This is a genomic window from Chitinophaga sp. YR627 (assembly GCF_900114995.1).
GTDB lineage: Bacteria > Bacteroidota > Bacteroidia > Chitinophagales > Chitinophagaceae > Chitinophaga.
The window spans coordinates 686700-702637 of the sequence record NZ_FOUX01000003.1 but is presented as its reverse complement, the minus strand read 5'-3'; the positions used below and the strand labels follow the sequence as shown (position 1 = coordinate 702637).

The window sequence follows — 15938 nt, the reverse complement described above, 5'->3', positions numbered from 1 at the left end:
ATTGAACTTAGCTGTGTATTCTATGGCCATCGATTATATTTTTCTTCACAATCCTAAATTTTCTAATCATGAAAAAGTTATCACTGAAACACTTCTCCTTTTTAGGTCTCGCATTAATTGGTGTATCTGCTGTTACCGCAGCTATCATTCCTGCTAACAAAGAAGAAGACGATTCTTATCGTCTTAAAGGCGGCACTATCGTTCCATCCAGCGATGGAGCTTCTGTAACATGCGCTGCCCGTGCTGCTGCTGATTCATGTTTCGCAACATTAAATTCAGGTACAACTGGTGGTAGTCCAGAAACAAGCGAAGGAACTACATTACCAGATAACGCTTAAAGATTACCTGTTCACCCCGAACATAATCTAATTTTTCCAATCAGGCTAGCATATTGTAAAACTTATAATGTGCTAGCTTGATTTCCAAATTTCCAAGAATACAGAAAGACGAAATGAAAGTAACCATACAACATAACTGCAAAAACTATCTTTCCGGGGCATTGTTCGCCTGTTTATTTCTTTTTGGAGAAAGTTGTACCATGAACCAAAAAAAACTTCCTAAAACATCAAAATACATAACACCTACATACACTTCTCTTCACATAGTATCAACCTCAGATACCATACGATTCAAACTACATGAATCGATGTACAACGATATAAAAGCATTTAACACATTCTGTGTTGGCGGGAAGGAATACATAACTTTTCATGACAAACGCTCAAATACGCTAAACACCTATGACCTACTCGAACGATCTTTAGTTAAAAGAACAGATCTTAAAAAAAACTTCGATCCGAAAAGCCTGGCCAAATCATCGGCCTTGATGCTCAGCAGAGACAGCATAATCCTTTATAATTATGAAGCTATATATCTCCTGAATAGCAATGCAGACATCATTCAAACAATCAATATATCTAAGCTCCCCTTCAAACTTAGCCCCAAGATAAACATGAAATGTATGCCGTTTATAAAAGACAACATTCTCTACTTCGGTCTACAATCAACAGAAACCCTTACGCATAAAAAATCGGAACGAAAAAATCTTCCACTGGTTTGCGCGATTAATATGTTAAATAACAAAACAACTTTTTATTATCAATACCCGGATATATATAAATTAAAAAATTGGGGATATTACTTCTCCAATTACAGCTATTGTATAAATGAAAAGAAAAATCTTGTCTTCAGCTTTCCTGCAGACAGTAGTATTTACGAAACTAATTTAGAAACATTCAACATTGAGTATACCGGAAGAAGCTATCTTGACAAGGGGATAACAGGGAAAGGCACTCCTAACTTCTCATCAATTACAAATGATTTCAATTCTTTTTCACAGCAACAGTCATACGGACAAATTTATTTCAATGCAGCAAGTGGATATTATCTAAGAATTTTCAGAGACATAGATGCCGGCCCGGACAGTCAAAGAAAAAAAAGCATTGTTATATTGGATAAAAACCTAAAAGTCATCGGTGAATCTACAATAGAAGATCAGACATACCTAAACTCAGCTTTCATCAATTCCAGAGGAGATCTGTATACAAGAATTGTAAACAAAGATGAATACAATCTCAATTTTCTGAGACTAAAAATAATCCCATAGATATGAAAAGCCCAAAAGCAACACTCATCCTACATCTTTTTATGCTTATACTATCATGCAGTAATTCCAGTAAAAATAAAACGGAAGAAAACATTAATGATCAAGCTATGCAGGATTCACTCTTCATTAATATTACAAAACTCACAGATCAAATATTATCTGTCAGCTCATCAACAGATACATCCGAATTACTCATTTTACCAATTACACAAAGTTGTCCCTATTGCCGTGGAAAAATTATTGATCAATTAGTGAAGCATGACTACATCATACCTTCAAATCGCTATCTCTTCATTTCATCAGAAAAAGGATATAAAACTGTAAACTCTTATTTTATTGACAATGGAGGACGACTCCCTATGAACAATAAACAAATTATCGTAGATAGTTTTTCCTTATGTACGAAATATAATCTAGCTGATGAAAAACCAATTATATATCATATGGCAGGCAAGAAGGTGTATAAAAAAACAACTCTAATACCCCATACTATACAACATGAATTGAACAAATTCCTAACATTGAAACACTAAGCCATGATGAACAAAATCGCGCTAAAAGAACCTGGAACAGGTTTATCCAGAAAGTATTTCAGTGTCATCATTAAAAATAAGCTGGAATCGGAGTATGCATTATTTTCAGAAGTCAAAAAGATGATGATTGTTGCAGATACGACAGGAAACTTCCATTCATTCAAAAAAAAACTTCTTGACAAAGGTGTAATAGATAAAAAAAATACATGGATTTTTTCAAATGGCCACCTGATAGTTGTGGGAAACTTCGAAGATTACAGAAACGTAGGAAATGAATTGCTTTGGATGGTATATTCTTTAGAACAAAAAGCAATGAAACATGGAGGGTATGTACATTTCATATTAGGGGCTCAGGGAATTAAAAATTTATGGTTGAACTGGACATTTTCCACACCAAACTATGCATACCCAATAATAGGCAAGAAGAAGAATTATGCGTTATTATATGACGGAAACCTGGAACTTCATAGGTGGCTTTTAACAAAAAATATTATAGAAAAAATTGGCCGGGTGTTAATAAACGGCGGTTTCTATCACAACATACAATCAGATGATTATTCATCTGGGGTTAATATGAGTGCATATAAAGCTTTTACGAAAAACGCACAAACTAATATTAAAAAAGAGGATGCACCAGCAGCAGAGTCTCATAACAGCGCCCCTTTGATTTTAATAAAAAAAGAGCAACCAAAAAATCATTCTGCAAAGCCGGATCTACCACAAGAAAAGACTGAAGATGAGTACATAACTATCAACCTATTAACGCATGAAACATGCACCTTAATGTTATCCCGAACTCATATTAGAATCGGGTTTGCAGAAAAAAAAGAAGAAATAAGTTTATAAAATGGCGAATATCATACCATATATTAATGTATCAGCAAGCTGCTTTATATCTATATTTAACGTTAAAGAACTGGTAACACCAATATTCTTTAACGTTAAAATAAATAATCACCAAAACATTCATTCAATTCACCTCACGACATCTTCTACAAGAGAAACCTGCAGTCTTTTCCTTTCACCACTTGAATTAACTCTATAATAACCACTATTATCAATAAAGAGTGATTCAGACTTTCCCTTTGCATGTCTAGTATCGGTATTAATAACCTTTCCTCCAAAATGAACACTTATGGTATCAGCAACGATGGTATGTCCGGTAATGATTTGACTCACATTAAATTTATGCAATGACGAATCAATAAGCGTATTAGACGCCTTAAATACAGTACGACCATTGCTATAAGCCTTCACCTCACTATCCAGGTAATACTCCCTGTACCATAAAGGAGAACTTTTTGAATTAAAAAGTATACGTGCTGACTCTGGCATTTTATCAACAGGAAGATTGTATTTATCTATCCATTTCCTTGCCATCTGGTTTATCTGCAAAATTGACATTCCTAAATTATTAACTGGAGCACTTATACCACCATGTACAAACAAAGCGTCGCCGATTTTTTCCATTATATTTTTTGTTCTAAGCCACTGGCCAAGCTCCGAAGTTGAGTCATACAACTGTTGATAAGAGCGACTCATTAAACGAGCATTCTCCTTGTACTTCGCAGCATTGTATCGGCAGTCTCCCTGAAGATTCATTATCTCATGGTTTCCTAATATAAAATGCAAATATCCACCCGCAGCCTTTGCCCTGGACTCCAAAGTATATATCAACCATAGACATTCCGTAACCTGGTTCCCTCTATCAAATATATCTCCGTTTAAAACTAAATGTCCCCTCCCGAACGTCCAGTTGAATGAAGAATCAATAATACCATTTGATAGCAATAGTTTTTTGAAGGCGGTATAATTTCCTTCTATATCTGACATGACTACTATCTTATCTGGTTTTTCAAATACTGAAGGTTCATCTTCGTAGGAATCCATTAGTGAAATATCGAATTCGAGTTTTGATACATCTGGTAATAAGCGTAACCGCTCACCCGATTTCTTTAAATAACTATCAAAAAAAACTGAATCTCCATTAAGCCGATAACTTTTAAGCGTGTCAGCGTTGCCAAATACATAAGGTCCATCTTTTCTGAATACCAGTTGTTCTTTTATAAGTCCCACCAGCTTTTCACCATCCCCCTGTTTGATATCAGGCATAGGATTATTTATGATATTCCCATTAGGATCTATCATAAACAAACTAGGATATGACCGAATATTGTATTCCTTCAAAATTTTATGATCTTGTGCCAATCCATTGGTATACAAATTTAAAGACCTACCAGTTGTATACTTCCCATCTTTTACACTTTTTAAAAAAGTCGCCTTTTCTTTATCAACACATATGCTAATAAAAACCACTTCCTCTCCAAAATATTGCTCAACTTTCCTTAATGTCGGTGTCATTTGTAAGCAGCCAACACAACCTGTGAACCAAAAATCAAGGATAACGGGTTTTCCTTTAAACTGTTCAAGTGTAAATTCCAAATCATCAACATTTTTTAAAGAAAACTGCGGAGCTGGCCGACCATTCCTTAAATTACGAGACACTAATTCATACTCTTTCACCCATTTTTTAAATTGTTTGAACCCTTCCTGGCTATAATAATCATTAAGTAACATTTCTGTTTCTTCCGCGAAACCGACCTCTTTTATAGTTTGATCAGTCAACATATAAACAAGGAGTTTTTCACGAATAATACCTTTATACTTTTGTTTAGCAAGGGCATAATAAAGCAAACGACGCTTCACATCGGTATTAATATTTTCATTACGTATATCGAAATCGTATTTCCTAAAGATCTCTGCTCTATTAAAAGCATAAAAATATGGTTCTTCAGACAGTCCATTAGAAAGAGATCGAATCCAGCTTCCATATTGTCCATAAAATGTAGAATCAAATATCAAAGACAGATCATGGAAAGTATTCTTTTGCTTTTCATATAAGTTTTTTAATCCCCAAAATTTATCAAGTCTTTTCTTTTCATAATAAATTATAGAATTAGCTTTTAGGTAAAGAAACGCCTGGGGAGTCAGATTTTTTCGTTGCGTTTCTAAATATTGGACAACCTTAACAATTTGATTATTAAGTATATTATTCCAGCCCAGGAATTCCTCTACTGATTTAGTTACCAATGAAGATCCTTTCAATGAAGACGCCAACCCACGTTTAAATTGATCCAGACTATTCTTTAATTTGACATTTTCCGATCCAGCTCCGGTGATGACAATCAAAGAGTCTGAAATATGATCTAAACTAATAACGGCACCTGGTTCAATATAATAAATACCATCTCTGCCAAATATTTGCCTTGACGAAATCAAAATAGGCCGATCGACAATTAATTCAATACTACCTACTCCATCTTGAACCAACACTTTCCCTGTACGCCATGCGTCTACTACATCAATATCATCAGAAAAACAATAATCGTAGGTAAACTCCTGACTATCCGCACTTCGCGTAAATTTACCTTGTATCCTAATTTTTGAGGTAGCCTCTTTCATCATACCTGATGATGAAAAATAACTACATAAGAAAAAAGTCAAGAATAAGAATCTAACTATCATAAACTATCTTTTTCTATTTTAGTATCCGGGATTCTGCTGCAAATTTGACAACTCAACATCCGGAACAGGAATAGGCGCTATTGCCTTTTCATTTGGTAGTAACATCATCTTAGGTCCACCAGGAAGTACATCTTTACGCACTATAGGCATAGAGAGTCTGAGTAAATCAAAAATTCTGGCGCCTTCAAACGCAAATTCTTTTCTACGTTCTGTATAGATTAATTCATTCAATTGTTCTCCCTGAACAGTAGTAGGGACGGCCAGAGAGTCCGCACGCATTCTTATTTTATCCAGAAACCATTGAGCGCTATCTGCCTTATTCAGCCTTGAATAAGCTTCCGCAGCGGTAAGATACATTTCTGACGAACGAATGATAGTTTGATAATAGGAAGATGCTCCCGGATCAGGGAAACCAAAAACAATATTGCTTGGATATTTACTAACAATCCATTTATCCCCCATTGGTTTTATCCAATCATTACGCTTATCCGTTTTGCTTTCGGAAATAACTTTAGCGATATCTTCTGTGGCAGAAAACTGGATAGAGCCTGGATTATAATAAAATCCAGCAAAATAAGTGTAATAGTTACCGGCCCCACTTCCACCCCAAGCTGGAGGCAACTGAAAAACAGCCTCTGTTTCTTCTGTAGTAAATAGTTTTTCAGGATAATTATAACTGGATAGCAACGGTACCTCCCGACAAATAACCAATGCCATATTTTTCGCCTGCAGGAAATCTCCTTTATATAAAAAAACTCTTGACAAAGCTGCAATTATTGCACGCCGGTTGAATCTATATTTTGACGGCTCCTCCAGCGTCATTAAAGATAAGGCTGTGTTAAAGTCATTGATCACATCTTCATATACACTAGCTACAGATTCCCGATGAACCACTTTTGACCAGTCCGATGTTTTAACATATGGAATACCTAAATGAGTCGCTCCCTGCTGATAGTTATAAGGCTGAGAAAAAACATTACACAACATGAAATGAATAAATCCCCTTATTGCATATGCCTGTCCCTTAATTTGATCAGCTTTTGCTGCATTCTGGCTTTTATAACTATCTGCCTGCTCTAACACGAAATTGCAATCTCTAATTATTCTGTATCCTACAAACCAAGCAGAGTTCATATTGACAGATTCGTCATTGATTCCCGAAGCAGATCTATCACTATTGCTTTGTTGCGCCCAACGATACAGATACGATAATATATCAGACCCATCAACAGGTTTTACATTATCTGAAACTAAATCAGGGTAGATTAAAAAATATCCCTTAAAAAAACGTGTTGATAACTGTAGATATATACCATTCAAAAATTCATCTAACGTATTTAAGTCTTTAACGTAATCCTGCCGAAAAGTATCATTCGTTATAGGAACCTCTAAAAAATCCTTTTTACAGGACTGAAAGGAGAAGACTCCTATCAAAAGAATTAAAAGACATTTTATATATTTCATGACCTATAATTTCATATTAACTCCAAGAGAAAAATTTCTTTGATTCGGATAAGGAAAATTTACTGTCCCTACAGTACTGACATTATCTGGATCCTGTCCAGGATATTTAGTGATAATTAACAAGTTATCTGCCTGTAAAAAGAAAGTAAGCATAGAAATATTGACGCGTTCTAATTGTTCTCCCATTAACCTATATGACAATCTGATATTCTTTACTCTCAAAAAATCTCCATCAAATAAATATCTCGTTGAGTGCCTTGTGCCACCATCAATATTGTTAAGATATCTACGAGGATTGCTCGCCTTGTCCCCCTGCTTCTCCCATCTGTTTAATGCATCCACACTTTGGTTAACAAATGGGTTTTCACCATCGGAATTAAGACTTCTAAAAGCATTATTATAGATCTGGAACCCATATTGGTAATATAACATCAACGAGAGCTCAATATTCTTATGTGTGAACGTATTTGTTATTGCACCAAAAGCATCTGGCTGCGGCTTTCCAACAAAGGTTCTTGGAGCCGAACTATAATCATCGGTAGCTTTACCATTACCATCACGCCACATGGGCTTCCCATCTTCCTGATTCGCACCCTCCCATATTGGCAAATAGAAAGAATTAAAGTTCCGACCCTCTTCATTTGCCAGCTGGTCTGTCTTTAACACAGATTCAGATACATCTGCTCTTACCAGTTTATTCTGATTGGTGCTCCAGGTTGCATTAGCCCGCCAGATGAAGTTCTTATTCTGAATAATATTTCCAGATACAGTGATCTCAATCCCCCTGTTCTGCATTTTGCCTATATTTGAAAGCACACTATAATATCCAGAGTTAAACGGAAGATTTATTAAGTAAATCAGATCTGATGTATTCCTTTTATATGCGTCTACGTTAAGAGAAAGTTTATTCCTGAACAGTTGTGCTTCAAGCCCGATATCTGTAGATAAGGTTTGTTCCCATTGCACATCGGGGTTACCAGGTTGTGTCGTTGGATATATTGCAAGGCCATCGGAGATATCGACTAAATTTATTCTATCATACTTGGTCGAATAATTAATCGCAGATGCATTACCAGCAGCGCCTACGCTACCTCTGATTTTCAGAAAATCAATCCACTTCTGATCTGACAAAAAAGACTCTTTCGTCAAAACCCAACCTGCACCTACAGACCAATAGTCTCCAAATTTCCTGTCGCTACCAAATCTGGAAGATCCATCCCTTCTGACACTTGCTGATAACAGATATTTATTGTCGTAATCGTAATTTATTTGCCCGAAATATGATAATAAATTTTCACGAGCCGTCGCTCCATTGAAAGATTGAAGTTTTGTACCAGGACTACTTATCTGGTCGTAATAAGGTAATTTAAGTCCAGTAACTTTGACAAGCAAACTCTTCTCATTAAGCATCTGTACTTCCTGACCCAACAAAATATTAAAATTGTTCTTCTCACCTAAAGACCTTGTTACTCTCAAAATATTATTGAATATAAAAGAGGCTCTTCTTATGTCGCGTTCCGCAACACTTCCAATGCCCACATCATATCCATCATCTGAAATTAATCTCGGGTCCGTTTTTTCCTTGGCCTCTGTCAGTATAAAATTTGTTCCCAAACTCGAAGTAAAAGAACAGAATGGCAGTAATTTAATTTCAGCATAGACCTTACCAAGTCCGGTATAAGACGTATTTCTATTTAAGTTGTACTCAGCAGCAGCAACCGGATTGGCCTGTAAGGTGGGCGATATTACTGTCCCCCATTTATAATTCAGAATGTATGAACCATTATCTAAGCGGGCAGGGTTCAATGGAGACATCAAATCGACAAGTGCAATATTAGTCGCATCATGTCCAGTGCTCGAATAATCTTGTTTGCCATACGAAAAGCTACTCAATATTCCCATCTTTATCCAATCACTAAGCCGATTCTCAAAATTAATCCTCAGAGATTTTCTGTCATAACCCGTAGCTCTTGCAACACCATTTTGCTTAGTATACTCCAGGTTAATATAAAAATTGCTATTCTCGTTTCCACCGGAAATTGATATTTCATTGGAAAGTGTAGTTGCAGCTTTCTTATATAAATTATTCTTCCAGTTGTCAGCATCATAAAAAAGTGTATCTCCTGCTGAAGGCACCTTGTAGGGGAATTTCGAATGTAAATCTCCGAGATACATTTCTTCGGTGTACCCACTGGCTAAGTAAGTATCTCTTAATAGGCCCAGATACTCCTGTTGATTGAGAACTTTTGTCTTACCCATTAATGGAGTGGAAATATCTGTCTGATGACGAAAGCTGACAGTAGTCTTTCCTGATTTCCCTTTTTTAGTTGTAACCAACAAAACACCGTTACTTGCTCTGGATCCATACAACGAAATTGCAGAAGCATCTTTCAGGACAGAAATCGACTCTATATCAGAAGGATTGAGTTGGGATAATGGGTTGCTGATAGGAGTTGCTGAGCTACGGACTGTCAACTGCAAAGGATCTTGTGAAACGGGAATTCCATCTATTACAATCAGCGGATTTCTAACAGTTGATCCATTCTGAGGATCAGCAGCAGTAGCGATACCGCGAAGTACAAAGTTACTCATTCCTCCACCGGGCTGTCCAGTGCCACCAGTAACCATTAGCCCAGGTACTAACCCTTGAAGACTTTTGTCAAAACTTCTGTTCGGCAAACTTTGAATCTGTTCTCCCTTAACGACCGTAACTGCACCAGTCAAAGCTTTTTGTTCCGTAGTCCCATAAGCCGTCACCACCCTCAAACTATTATCCTCCTGCTTCAGCCTCACCTTCACATTCGCTCTCCCTCCAACAGCCACTTCTTCCATCGTAAACCCCATAAAACTAATCTGCAACACATCCTTCTCACTATTACGCCTCAACGTAAAACTACCATTTCTCTCCGTCGCCGTCCCCACATTCGTCCCCTTCACTCTCACACTCGCCCCCGGCAGCGGCTCACCTTTCTCATCCGTCACTACCCCACTGATACTCGTCATCATCACCGTATCCTTTTTCGTCGGCATGATCGACTTTATAAATATCTTATCCTTATTGCCCTTCACATATTCATACGTCAGTCCAATCGGTGGCAGCATCTCTCCCAACGCCTCTTCTACCGGGGTGGCAACAAACTTCACCCCAACGGTCTGATTGGTATTAAGGTCTCCAAAGAATAGCAAAATACCGGTCTGTTTTTCAATGACATTGAAAACGTCTCCCAGCGCAATACGGCTACTGGTAAGTGTGACATTTCTACCCGGCTGCGTACTCTTCTGCGCAACGGAATAAATACAGGGAAGTAACAGGCAAAATATGCCCATTAAGCTACGGGCTGCGTAGCAGTGAGTAAATTTTTGATGCATAAGGACAAGACTAAATGGTTAGTTAATACACAGTCACCTGACGATATTTGGTAATGAATTTAGCTAGGCAAAAAGGTTCCCCCTTTCTATCCTTAAAGAATAGGCGATTTGAAAATGGGTGAATTCAGGGAATATATTTTTTTTGACGGATAGGCTCACCCATCTGCGAAGACATAGTAAAATAGGGACTTTCAGGCTATGTTAACTGATTATTAAGAAATAATTCGAAAGAAAGGGCGTAAATTAAAGTGTCGTACATCAGAACAGGCAACAATAATTTAATGGGAAACATTATGATATTAACGTAGAGCGTACTAGCTTGCGACGTGCTTTTTCAATCATAATCATTCATACAGAATCAACCAGCATGCACACCGATGTGAATGACGACTTGCTGTTACAAGAACTAAAATCCGGGGATACAAAGGCGTATAAGACAATGTACATGCGTTTCGAAAAGCTACTGCTGTTCGAAGCCAGCCGGCTTTTGTGTGACGTAGAAGAAGCAAAAGACGTACTACAGGAATTCTTTATCGACTTCTTCGAAAAAAAGCGGTACAATAATATACACACCAACCTCAAGGGATATCTATATATCTCTATACGGTACAATTGTATGCTTATCTTAAAGCGACAGAAGAGTCTGCAAAAATCACAACAGGAATACTATTCTTCACAGGAAGAGCCAACCGTACACCTCGAAGAAGAACAAGAGCCAACTGTCCGCGATTATATCGACAATAAAGTGAATGAACTACTGAAATTTATGCCAGCACAGAGAAGCAAAGCATTCCAACTCTACGTCCTTCAGGGCATGAAGAGAAAAGAAGTAGCCAGCGTCATGGGATTAAGCGATAATACTGTCAAGACTCACCTCGCTACCGCAATTAAAACATTGCGTGAAAAATTGTCATAATAATCATATAATTATATCACCCATTTGGGGAGAGCAATACTCTTATACTTGAATTAATAATAACTCATGGAATTAGATAGGGATCGTATTCATCAGCTGATGAATGAAAAAGTGGTGATGGGGGTTATTAACGAAACAGATGAGCAACTCCTTCAAAATGCATTACAAGAGTATCCGGAACTAAAAACCGAATTCGAACAGCTCCAGCAGGAATACGCCATTTGGTCCAGTGAACCCGCCATACAACAGCTCGATAATGAAGCCGCCTTCACTCAGATCGAAGACAAACTGAAAGAAAGAAAACTCCGTAAAAGGAAAAGTATTGCTTTTAGTATGCTGCTCGTTGCCGCATCTGTAACTGCATTCGTTGTTTTTATATACCCTCTTTTTACCAGCCATTCTGGTAAAATAAAACCACCCCAGGACTTAGCGGCTAATAATAAAACACTGCAGCTACAATTATCCAATGGAGAAGTCATCGACCTCTCTGCCCCTAAAGATAGTATCACTGTCACCGGTGGAACGCAACTGAGGAATAGCAATAATGCTCTCTCCTACTCCACAAAAGACAATACCGGCAATACAGAACAGGTAAACAAACTATGGGTTCCCCCAGGCATGGACTACCACATCACATTATCTGATGGTACCATCGTATTCCTGAACAGTGCCACGGCTCTCCGCTTTCCCTTCCACTTCAGCGGCAATACCAGAGAAGTGTTCTTAGATGGAGAAGCCTACTTACAGGTCGCAAAAGACCATAACAGGCCCTTTATCCTGCACACCCCAAATGGCGCCGTACAGGTGCTTGGAACTTCTTTTAATGTAAATACTTACGACTCCGGACGCGTAAAAGTCTCCCTGGTAGAAGGCGCCGTTTCTTTTGCTGCCGCAGAGAAACAAACCATCCTCAAACCAGGACAGGCAATTACCTACCTGGAAAATAAAGGGACAACGCTGACTGCTTTAAACGAAAATGAATTACTCTGGATTAAGGGAAGGTATAAACTGGATAATACTCCGATGAGCGAAATCACCAGGGTACTCCCACGCTGGTATGGCGTAAAGGTTGTCATCGACAATCCCGCCATCGCTGAAAAGAAGTTCACCGGTACGATCCTGAAAGCAGAACCTATACAGGAGTTCCTGGACGCTATCAAGCTGACCACCGGGGCTGATTCCTACTACAAAGATGGGGTCCTGCACATCCGTTAAATACCACTCCCTAAGAAATCCGTACTTTTGCCCCGATGCAAAAATACGCCTCCATACTCAACGCCTTTAAAATCGATGCACTCAATGAGATGCAGCTCGCTTCCATTGACGCCAATCAAAAGGCCGACAATGTCATTCTTCTCTCCAATACCGGCTCAGGTAAGACCCTTGGCTTCCTGATCCCTATATTGGAACAATTAGACAAAAACACGCCTGGTACCCAGGCTTTAATCGTAGCGCCTTCCCGCGAACTGGCCATGCAGATCGAAAAGGTCTGGAAAACCATGACCACTGGATATAAAGTAACCTGCTGTTACGGCGGACACCTCCGTGAAACGGAAGAAAATAACCTGGTGGAAGCGCCTGCGCTGATCGTCGGTACGCCCGGCAGACTCGGCGACCACATCCGCAGAGAGAATATCAAAACAGCTGGTATTAAGATATTGGTACTGGATGAATTCGATAAATCCCTCGAACTGGGCTTCCAGGATGAGATTGAATTTATCATCGAATCCCTGCCAGGGCTGAAAAAGAGGATCCTGACCTCCGCCACCGAAGGCGTTGATATCCCCGGCTTCGTTGGCATCACAGATCCAATAAAACTGGACTTCCTCACAGAAGAAAAGTCAGAAGCCCTGGCTATAAAATATGTGGAAAGCGAGGATAAAGATAAACTGGACACCCTTTTCAGACTGGTCTGCTACCTCGGTAACCGTTCTACCATCGTCTTCTGTAATCATCGCGAAGCCGTAGAACGTACCAACGCGGCCCTGAAAGACGCCGGCATCACCAGCGTATTCTACCATGGTGCTATGGAACAACGGGATAGAGATGCCGCACTGAGCAAATTCAGGAATGGTACCAGCAATCTCCTCGTGACCACCGACCTCGCCGCCCGCGGACTCGACATACCCAACATCAGATATATCGTTCACTACCACCTGCCACATACTGCCGATACCTACACACACAGGAATGGCCGTACCGCCAGAATGGACGCCAGTGGCACCGCCATCCTCATCATAGGGCCAGACGAGAAAATGCCTTCCTATGTAGAAGAAAATCCGGAACTCATCACCCTGGAAGCGAAGTACGAACTGCCGGAAAAACCGAAATGGACGACTTTCTACATAAGTGCTGGTAAGAAGGACAAGGTCAACAAAGTTGACATTGTGGGCTTCCTCACCAACAAAGGACAGATGAAAAAGGAAGATGTAGGCCTGATCGAAGTAAAAGACTTCTTCTCCTTCGTTGCCGTAAGGAAAAGTAAAGCTGCACACACCCTCAATCTGATAAAGAACGAAAAGATCAAGAATAAGAAAGTAAACATTGATGTAGCGAAATAAACTACTTAAGGGAATCCGCGTTTATATGATATGCGCAGTAGGATTTCCTTATATATTATGGCAGCTATTTATGTGGCCGCCGGTATCAATCACTTCATCAATCCGGAAATTTATATAGGCATCATGCCTCCCTGGCTGCCCTTCCAGACCGAACTCGTATATATCAGCGGCGGTGTGGAAGTGGCAGGGGGGGTACTGCTCCTCCCCGCCGCTTCGCGGAATATAGGCGCCTGGATCATTATTGGCCTCCTCCTGGCCGTATTTCCCGCTAACATCCAGATGGCCATCAACTACTATGCAACGAAACATCCCATGCTTTGGCTGCCCTTATTAAGGCTTCCGTTCCAGTTTGTATTGATCTGGTGGGCCTGGTACTTCACAAAATAAAAATCCGGCCATCCCTTTGCAGAAATGGCCGGACAATGCAAAAAGTAATTACTGTTATTTAGCAATCCACATACGCGTGTTCAGGTTATCAGCTCCCTGGCGTTTAACAGCATCTCCACGATTGCCGCCATTCAGTGATTGCTCTTTCTGAGGATAGATAAATCTTACCGGTACCTGGTTGTTGTTCAGGTTCGATGGACCCGGCACGATCTCAGGCATACCTGTACGTCTCCAGTCAAACCATGCTTCCAGTCCGTTAAAGTAATAAGCCACCCACTTCTGTAAAGCGATCTTTGCCAGTTTCTCTGCCTGGGTGCCGGTATAAGCAACTGTCGCCTGGGTCAGATAGTTAGCCGGCATCGTTACGTCAATACCGTATTGAGACGGTACAATGCTCTTCCAGTAGTTAAAGTTGGCAGTAATGCCATTGTTGTAATAAGTAGCAGCATCGCCTGCAGTGATCATATTACGCTCTCTTGCTTCCGCCAGCGTAAACTGTAACTCAGCATAGGTCATGATCAGGGCTCTTGGTGCTGCCGGATCTGGTGCGGCCTGTCCGATGTCGTTACAAACCAGGCAGGCAAACGTATAACCTACTCTGGATACACCCTGTACACCACCATTATAAGCCAGCGCATTTACATCGCTCAGACCGTTCGGAATACCCTCGATCTTTGGCGCATTGGCAGCCACTGATCGCTGGCTCGGACGACCAAATACTTTCAGACGGGGATCGTTCAGTGTCGTCAGACGATCACTTAACGTTTTACTCACCCTGAATTCATCAAATGAACCCACACGGGCATCATACAAAGGCCACTGGTTAGGAGCAGCTGACAGATATTTCAGCTCAGCATTGTCCGCATTATCCGTGAATACCGGATAAGTAGACGGATTAGACAGGATCTCAGCCATCTCAGCACTGACGTCTTTTCTCTTAGACAGACGCAACAGGTAGCGCAGTCTCAGGGAATTCGCCAGCTTACGCCATTTCAGGATCGCATTCGCGCCACCGCCATACAGGATGTCTCCATCCAGGGTAGTACCGCTCTTCGCCAGATAGCTGTTCGCTCTCTTCAGATCAGCCAGAATACCGGCATAGATCGACTCCTGGTCATCGTACTTAGGCTGGTATTTACCTTCCAGTTTGGCTCTGCCAGCCTCTGAATAAGGTACATCTCCATAAGTATCTGTCGCCAGGGCAAACATCCATGACTTCAGCACCAGAGATACACCCAGGTAAGGATTGGTAGAATCTGCACCTACAGCAGTGAAGATGTTCTGCAGATTACGATAGTTATTGTAAACATCGTCCCACACACCATTCTGCTCACCCCACAGATAACGGTCCTCATTTACGAACTGTATCTTGGCATGATGCTGCGCTACGATATTACCAATACCCCAGGCAGTATTCACCTGGTTACTCATCATATTCTTGATCACCCCGCTCAGCAGCAGGTCAGGTGTCACATTGGTAGGGTTGTTCTCATTAGTGTTGGTATCACTAAAGTCGTGTGTACAGGATGATAAAAGGCCGGCCAGTAAAAATATTTTTAAGAATTTCATGATTGCTT

The 15938-nt window shown here is 40.0% G+C and carries 12 protein-coding genes; 8 read left to right on the top strand and 4 right to left on the bottom strand.

Translation table 11 applies throughout. The annotated features are described in order from the left end of the window. The first annotated feature begins 68 nt into the window (after positions 1–68). The 4 genes from BMZ72_RS18310 to BMZ72_RS18295 all read left to right on the top strand — a co-directional run bounded on the left by BMZ72_RS18310 (position 69) and on the right by BMZ72_RS18295 (position 2985). Positions 69–338, top strand: a complete 270-nt coding sequence (locus BMZ72_RS18310; protein WP_089810891.1) for a hypothetical protein — start codon at positions 69–71, stop codon at positions 336–338. Positions 339–538: 200 nt separating this feature from the next. Continuing rightward, positions 539–1606: a DUF4221 family protein gene (locus BMZ72_RS18305; RefSeq protein WP_177222834.1), complete on the top strand. Its 1068-nt coding sequence runs from the start codon at positions 539–541 to the stop codon at positions 1604–1606. 2 nt (positions 1607–1608) lie between these two features. Continuing rightward, positions 1609–2139: a hypothetical protein gene (locus tag BMZ72_RS18300; protein WP_089810886.1), complete on the top strand. Its 531-nt coding sequence runs from the start codon at positions 1609–1611 to the stop codon at positions 2137–2139. A gap of 3 nt (positions 2140–2142) precedes the next feature. Beyond that, the gene (locus BMZ72_RS18295; protein ID WP_089810884.1) at positions 2143–2985 is read left to right on the top strand and encodes a metallophosphoesterase family protein; all 843 of its coding nucleotides are present in this window, start codon (positions 2143–2145) and stop codon (positions 2983–2985) included. A 129-nt stretch (positions 2986–3114) separates the two neighbouring features. On the opposite strand, the gene BMZ72_RS18290 is transcribed toward BMZ72_RS18295, so the two are convergent. From BMZ72_RS18290 to BMZ72_RS18280, 3 genes are read right to left on the bottom strand one after another with little or no spacing between them, the layout of a single operon-like run. Continuing rightward, entirely contained in the window at positions 3115–5664 is a 2550-nt protein-coding gene (locus tag BMZ72_RS18290; RefSeq protein WP_089810882.1) for a redoxin domain-containing protein, read from the bottom strand. Between the two features lie 18 nt (positions 5665–5682). Beyond that, positions 5683–7128, bottom strand: coding sequence for a RagB/SusD family nutrient uptake outer membrane protein (locus BMZ72_RS18285; protein WP_089810880.1), 1446 nt, complete (start codon positions 7126–7128; stop codon positions 5683–5685). Positions 7129–7131: 3 nt separating this feature from the next. Then, positions 7132–10497, bottom strand: a complete 3366-nt coding sequence (locus tag BMZ72_RS18280; protein WP_089810878.1) for a SusC/RagA family TonB-linked outer membrane protein — start codon at positions 10495–10497, stop codon at positions 7132–7134. 367 nt (positions 10498–10864) lie between these two features. Between BMZ72_RS18280 and BMZ72_RS18275 the strand changes: the two genes are divergently transcribed. The 4 genes from BMZ72_RS18275 to BMZ72_RS18260 all read left to right on the top strand — a co-directional run bounded on the left by BMZ72_RS18275 (position 10865) and on the right by BMZ72_RS18260 (position 14361). After that, on the top strand, positions 10865–11413 hold the full coding sequence (locus BMZ72_RS18275) for an RNA polymerase sigma factor (RefSeq protein WP_089810874.1): 549 nt from the start codon (positions 10865–10867) through the stop codon (positions 11411–11413). Between the two features lie 66 nt (positions 11414–11479). Further along, positions 11480–12628, top strand: a complete 1149-nt coding sequence (locus BMZ72_RS18270; protein WP_089810872.1) for a FecR family protein — start codon at positions 11480–11482, stop codon at positions 12626–12628. Between the two features lie 35 nt (positions 12629–12663). Further along, complete coding sequence (locus BMZ72_RS18265) at positions 12664–13974, top strand: DEAD/DEAH box helicase (protein WP_089810870.1); 1311 nt, start codon at positions 12664–12666, stop codon at positions 13972–13974. A gap of 57 nt (positions 13975–14031) precedes the next feature. Beyond that, positions 14032–14361 (top strand): DoxX family protein, encoded by a 330-nt coding sequence (locus tag BMZ72_RS18260; RefSeq protein ID WP_255373230.1) that lies wholly within the window; start codon positions 14032–14034, stop codon positions 14359–14361. A 54-nt stretch (positions 14362–14415) separates the two neighbouring features. Here BMZ72_RS18260 and BMZ72_RS18255 read toward each other — a convergent pair whose 3' ends face one another. After that, positions 14416–15930, bottom strand: a complete 1515-nt coding sequence (locus tag BMZ72_RS18255; RefSeq protein WP_177222833.1) for a SusD/RagB family nutrient-binding outer membrane lipoprotein — start codon at positions 15928–15930, stop codon at positions 14416–14418. Positions 15931–15938 lie beyond the last annotated feature (8 nt).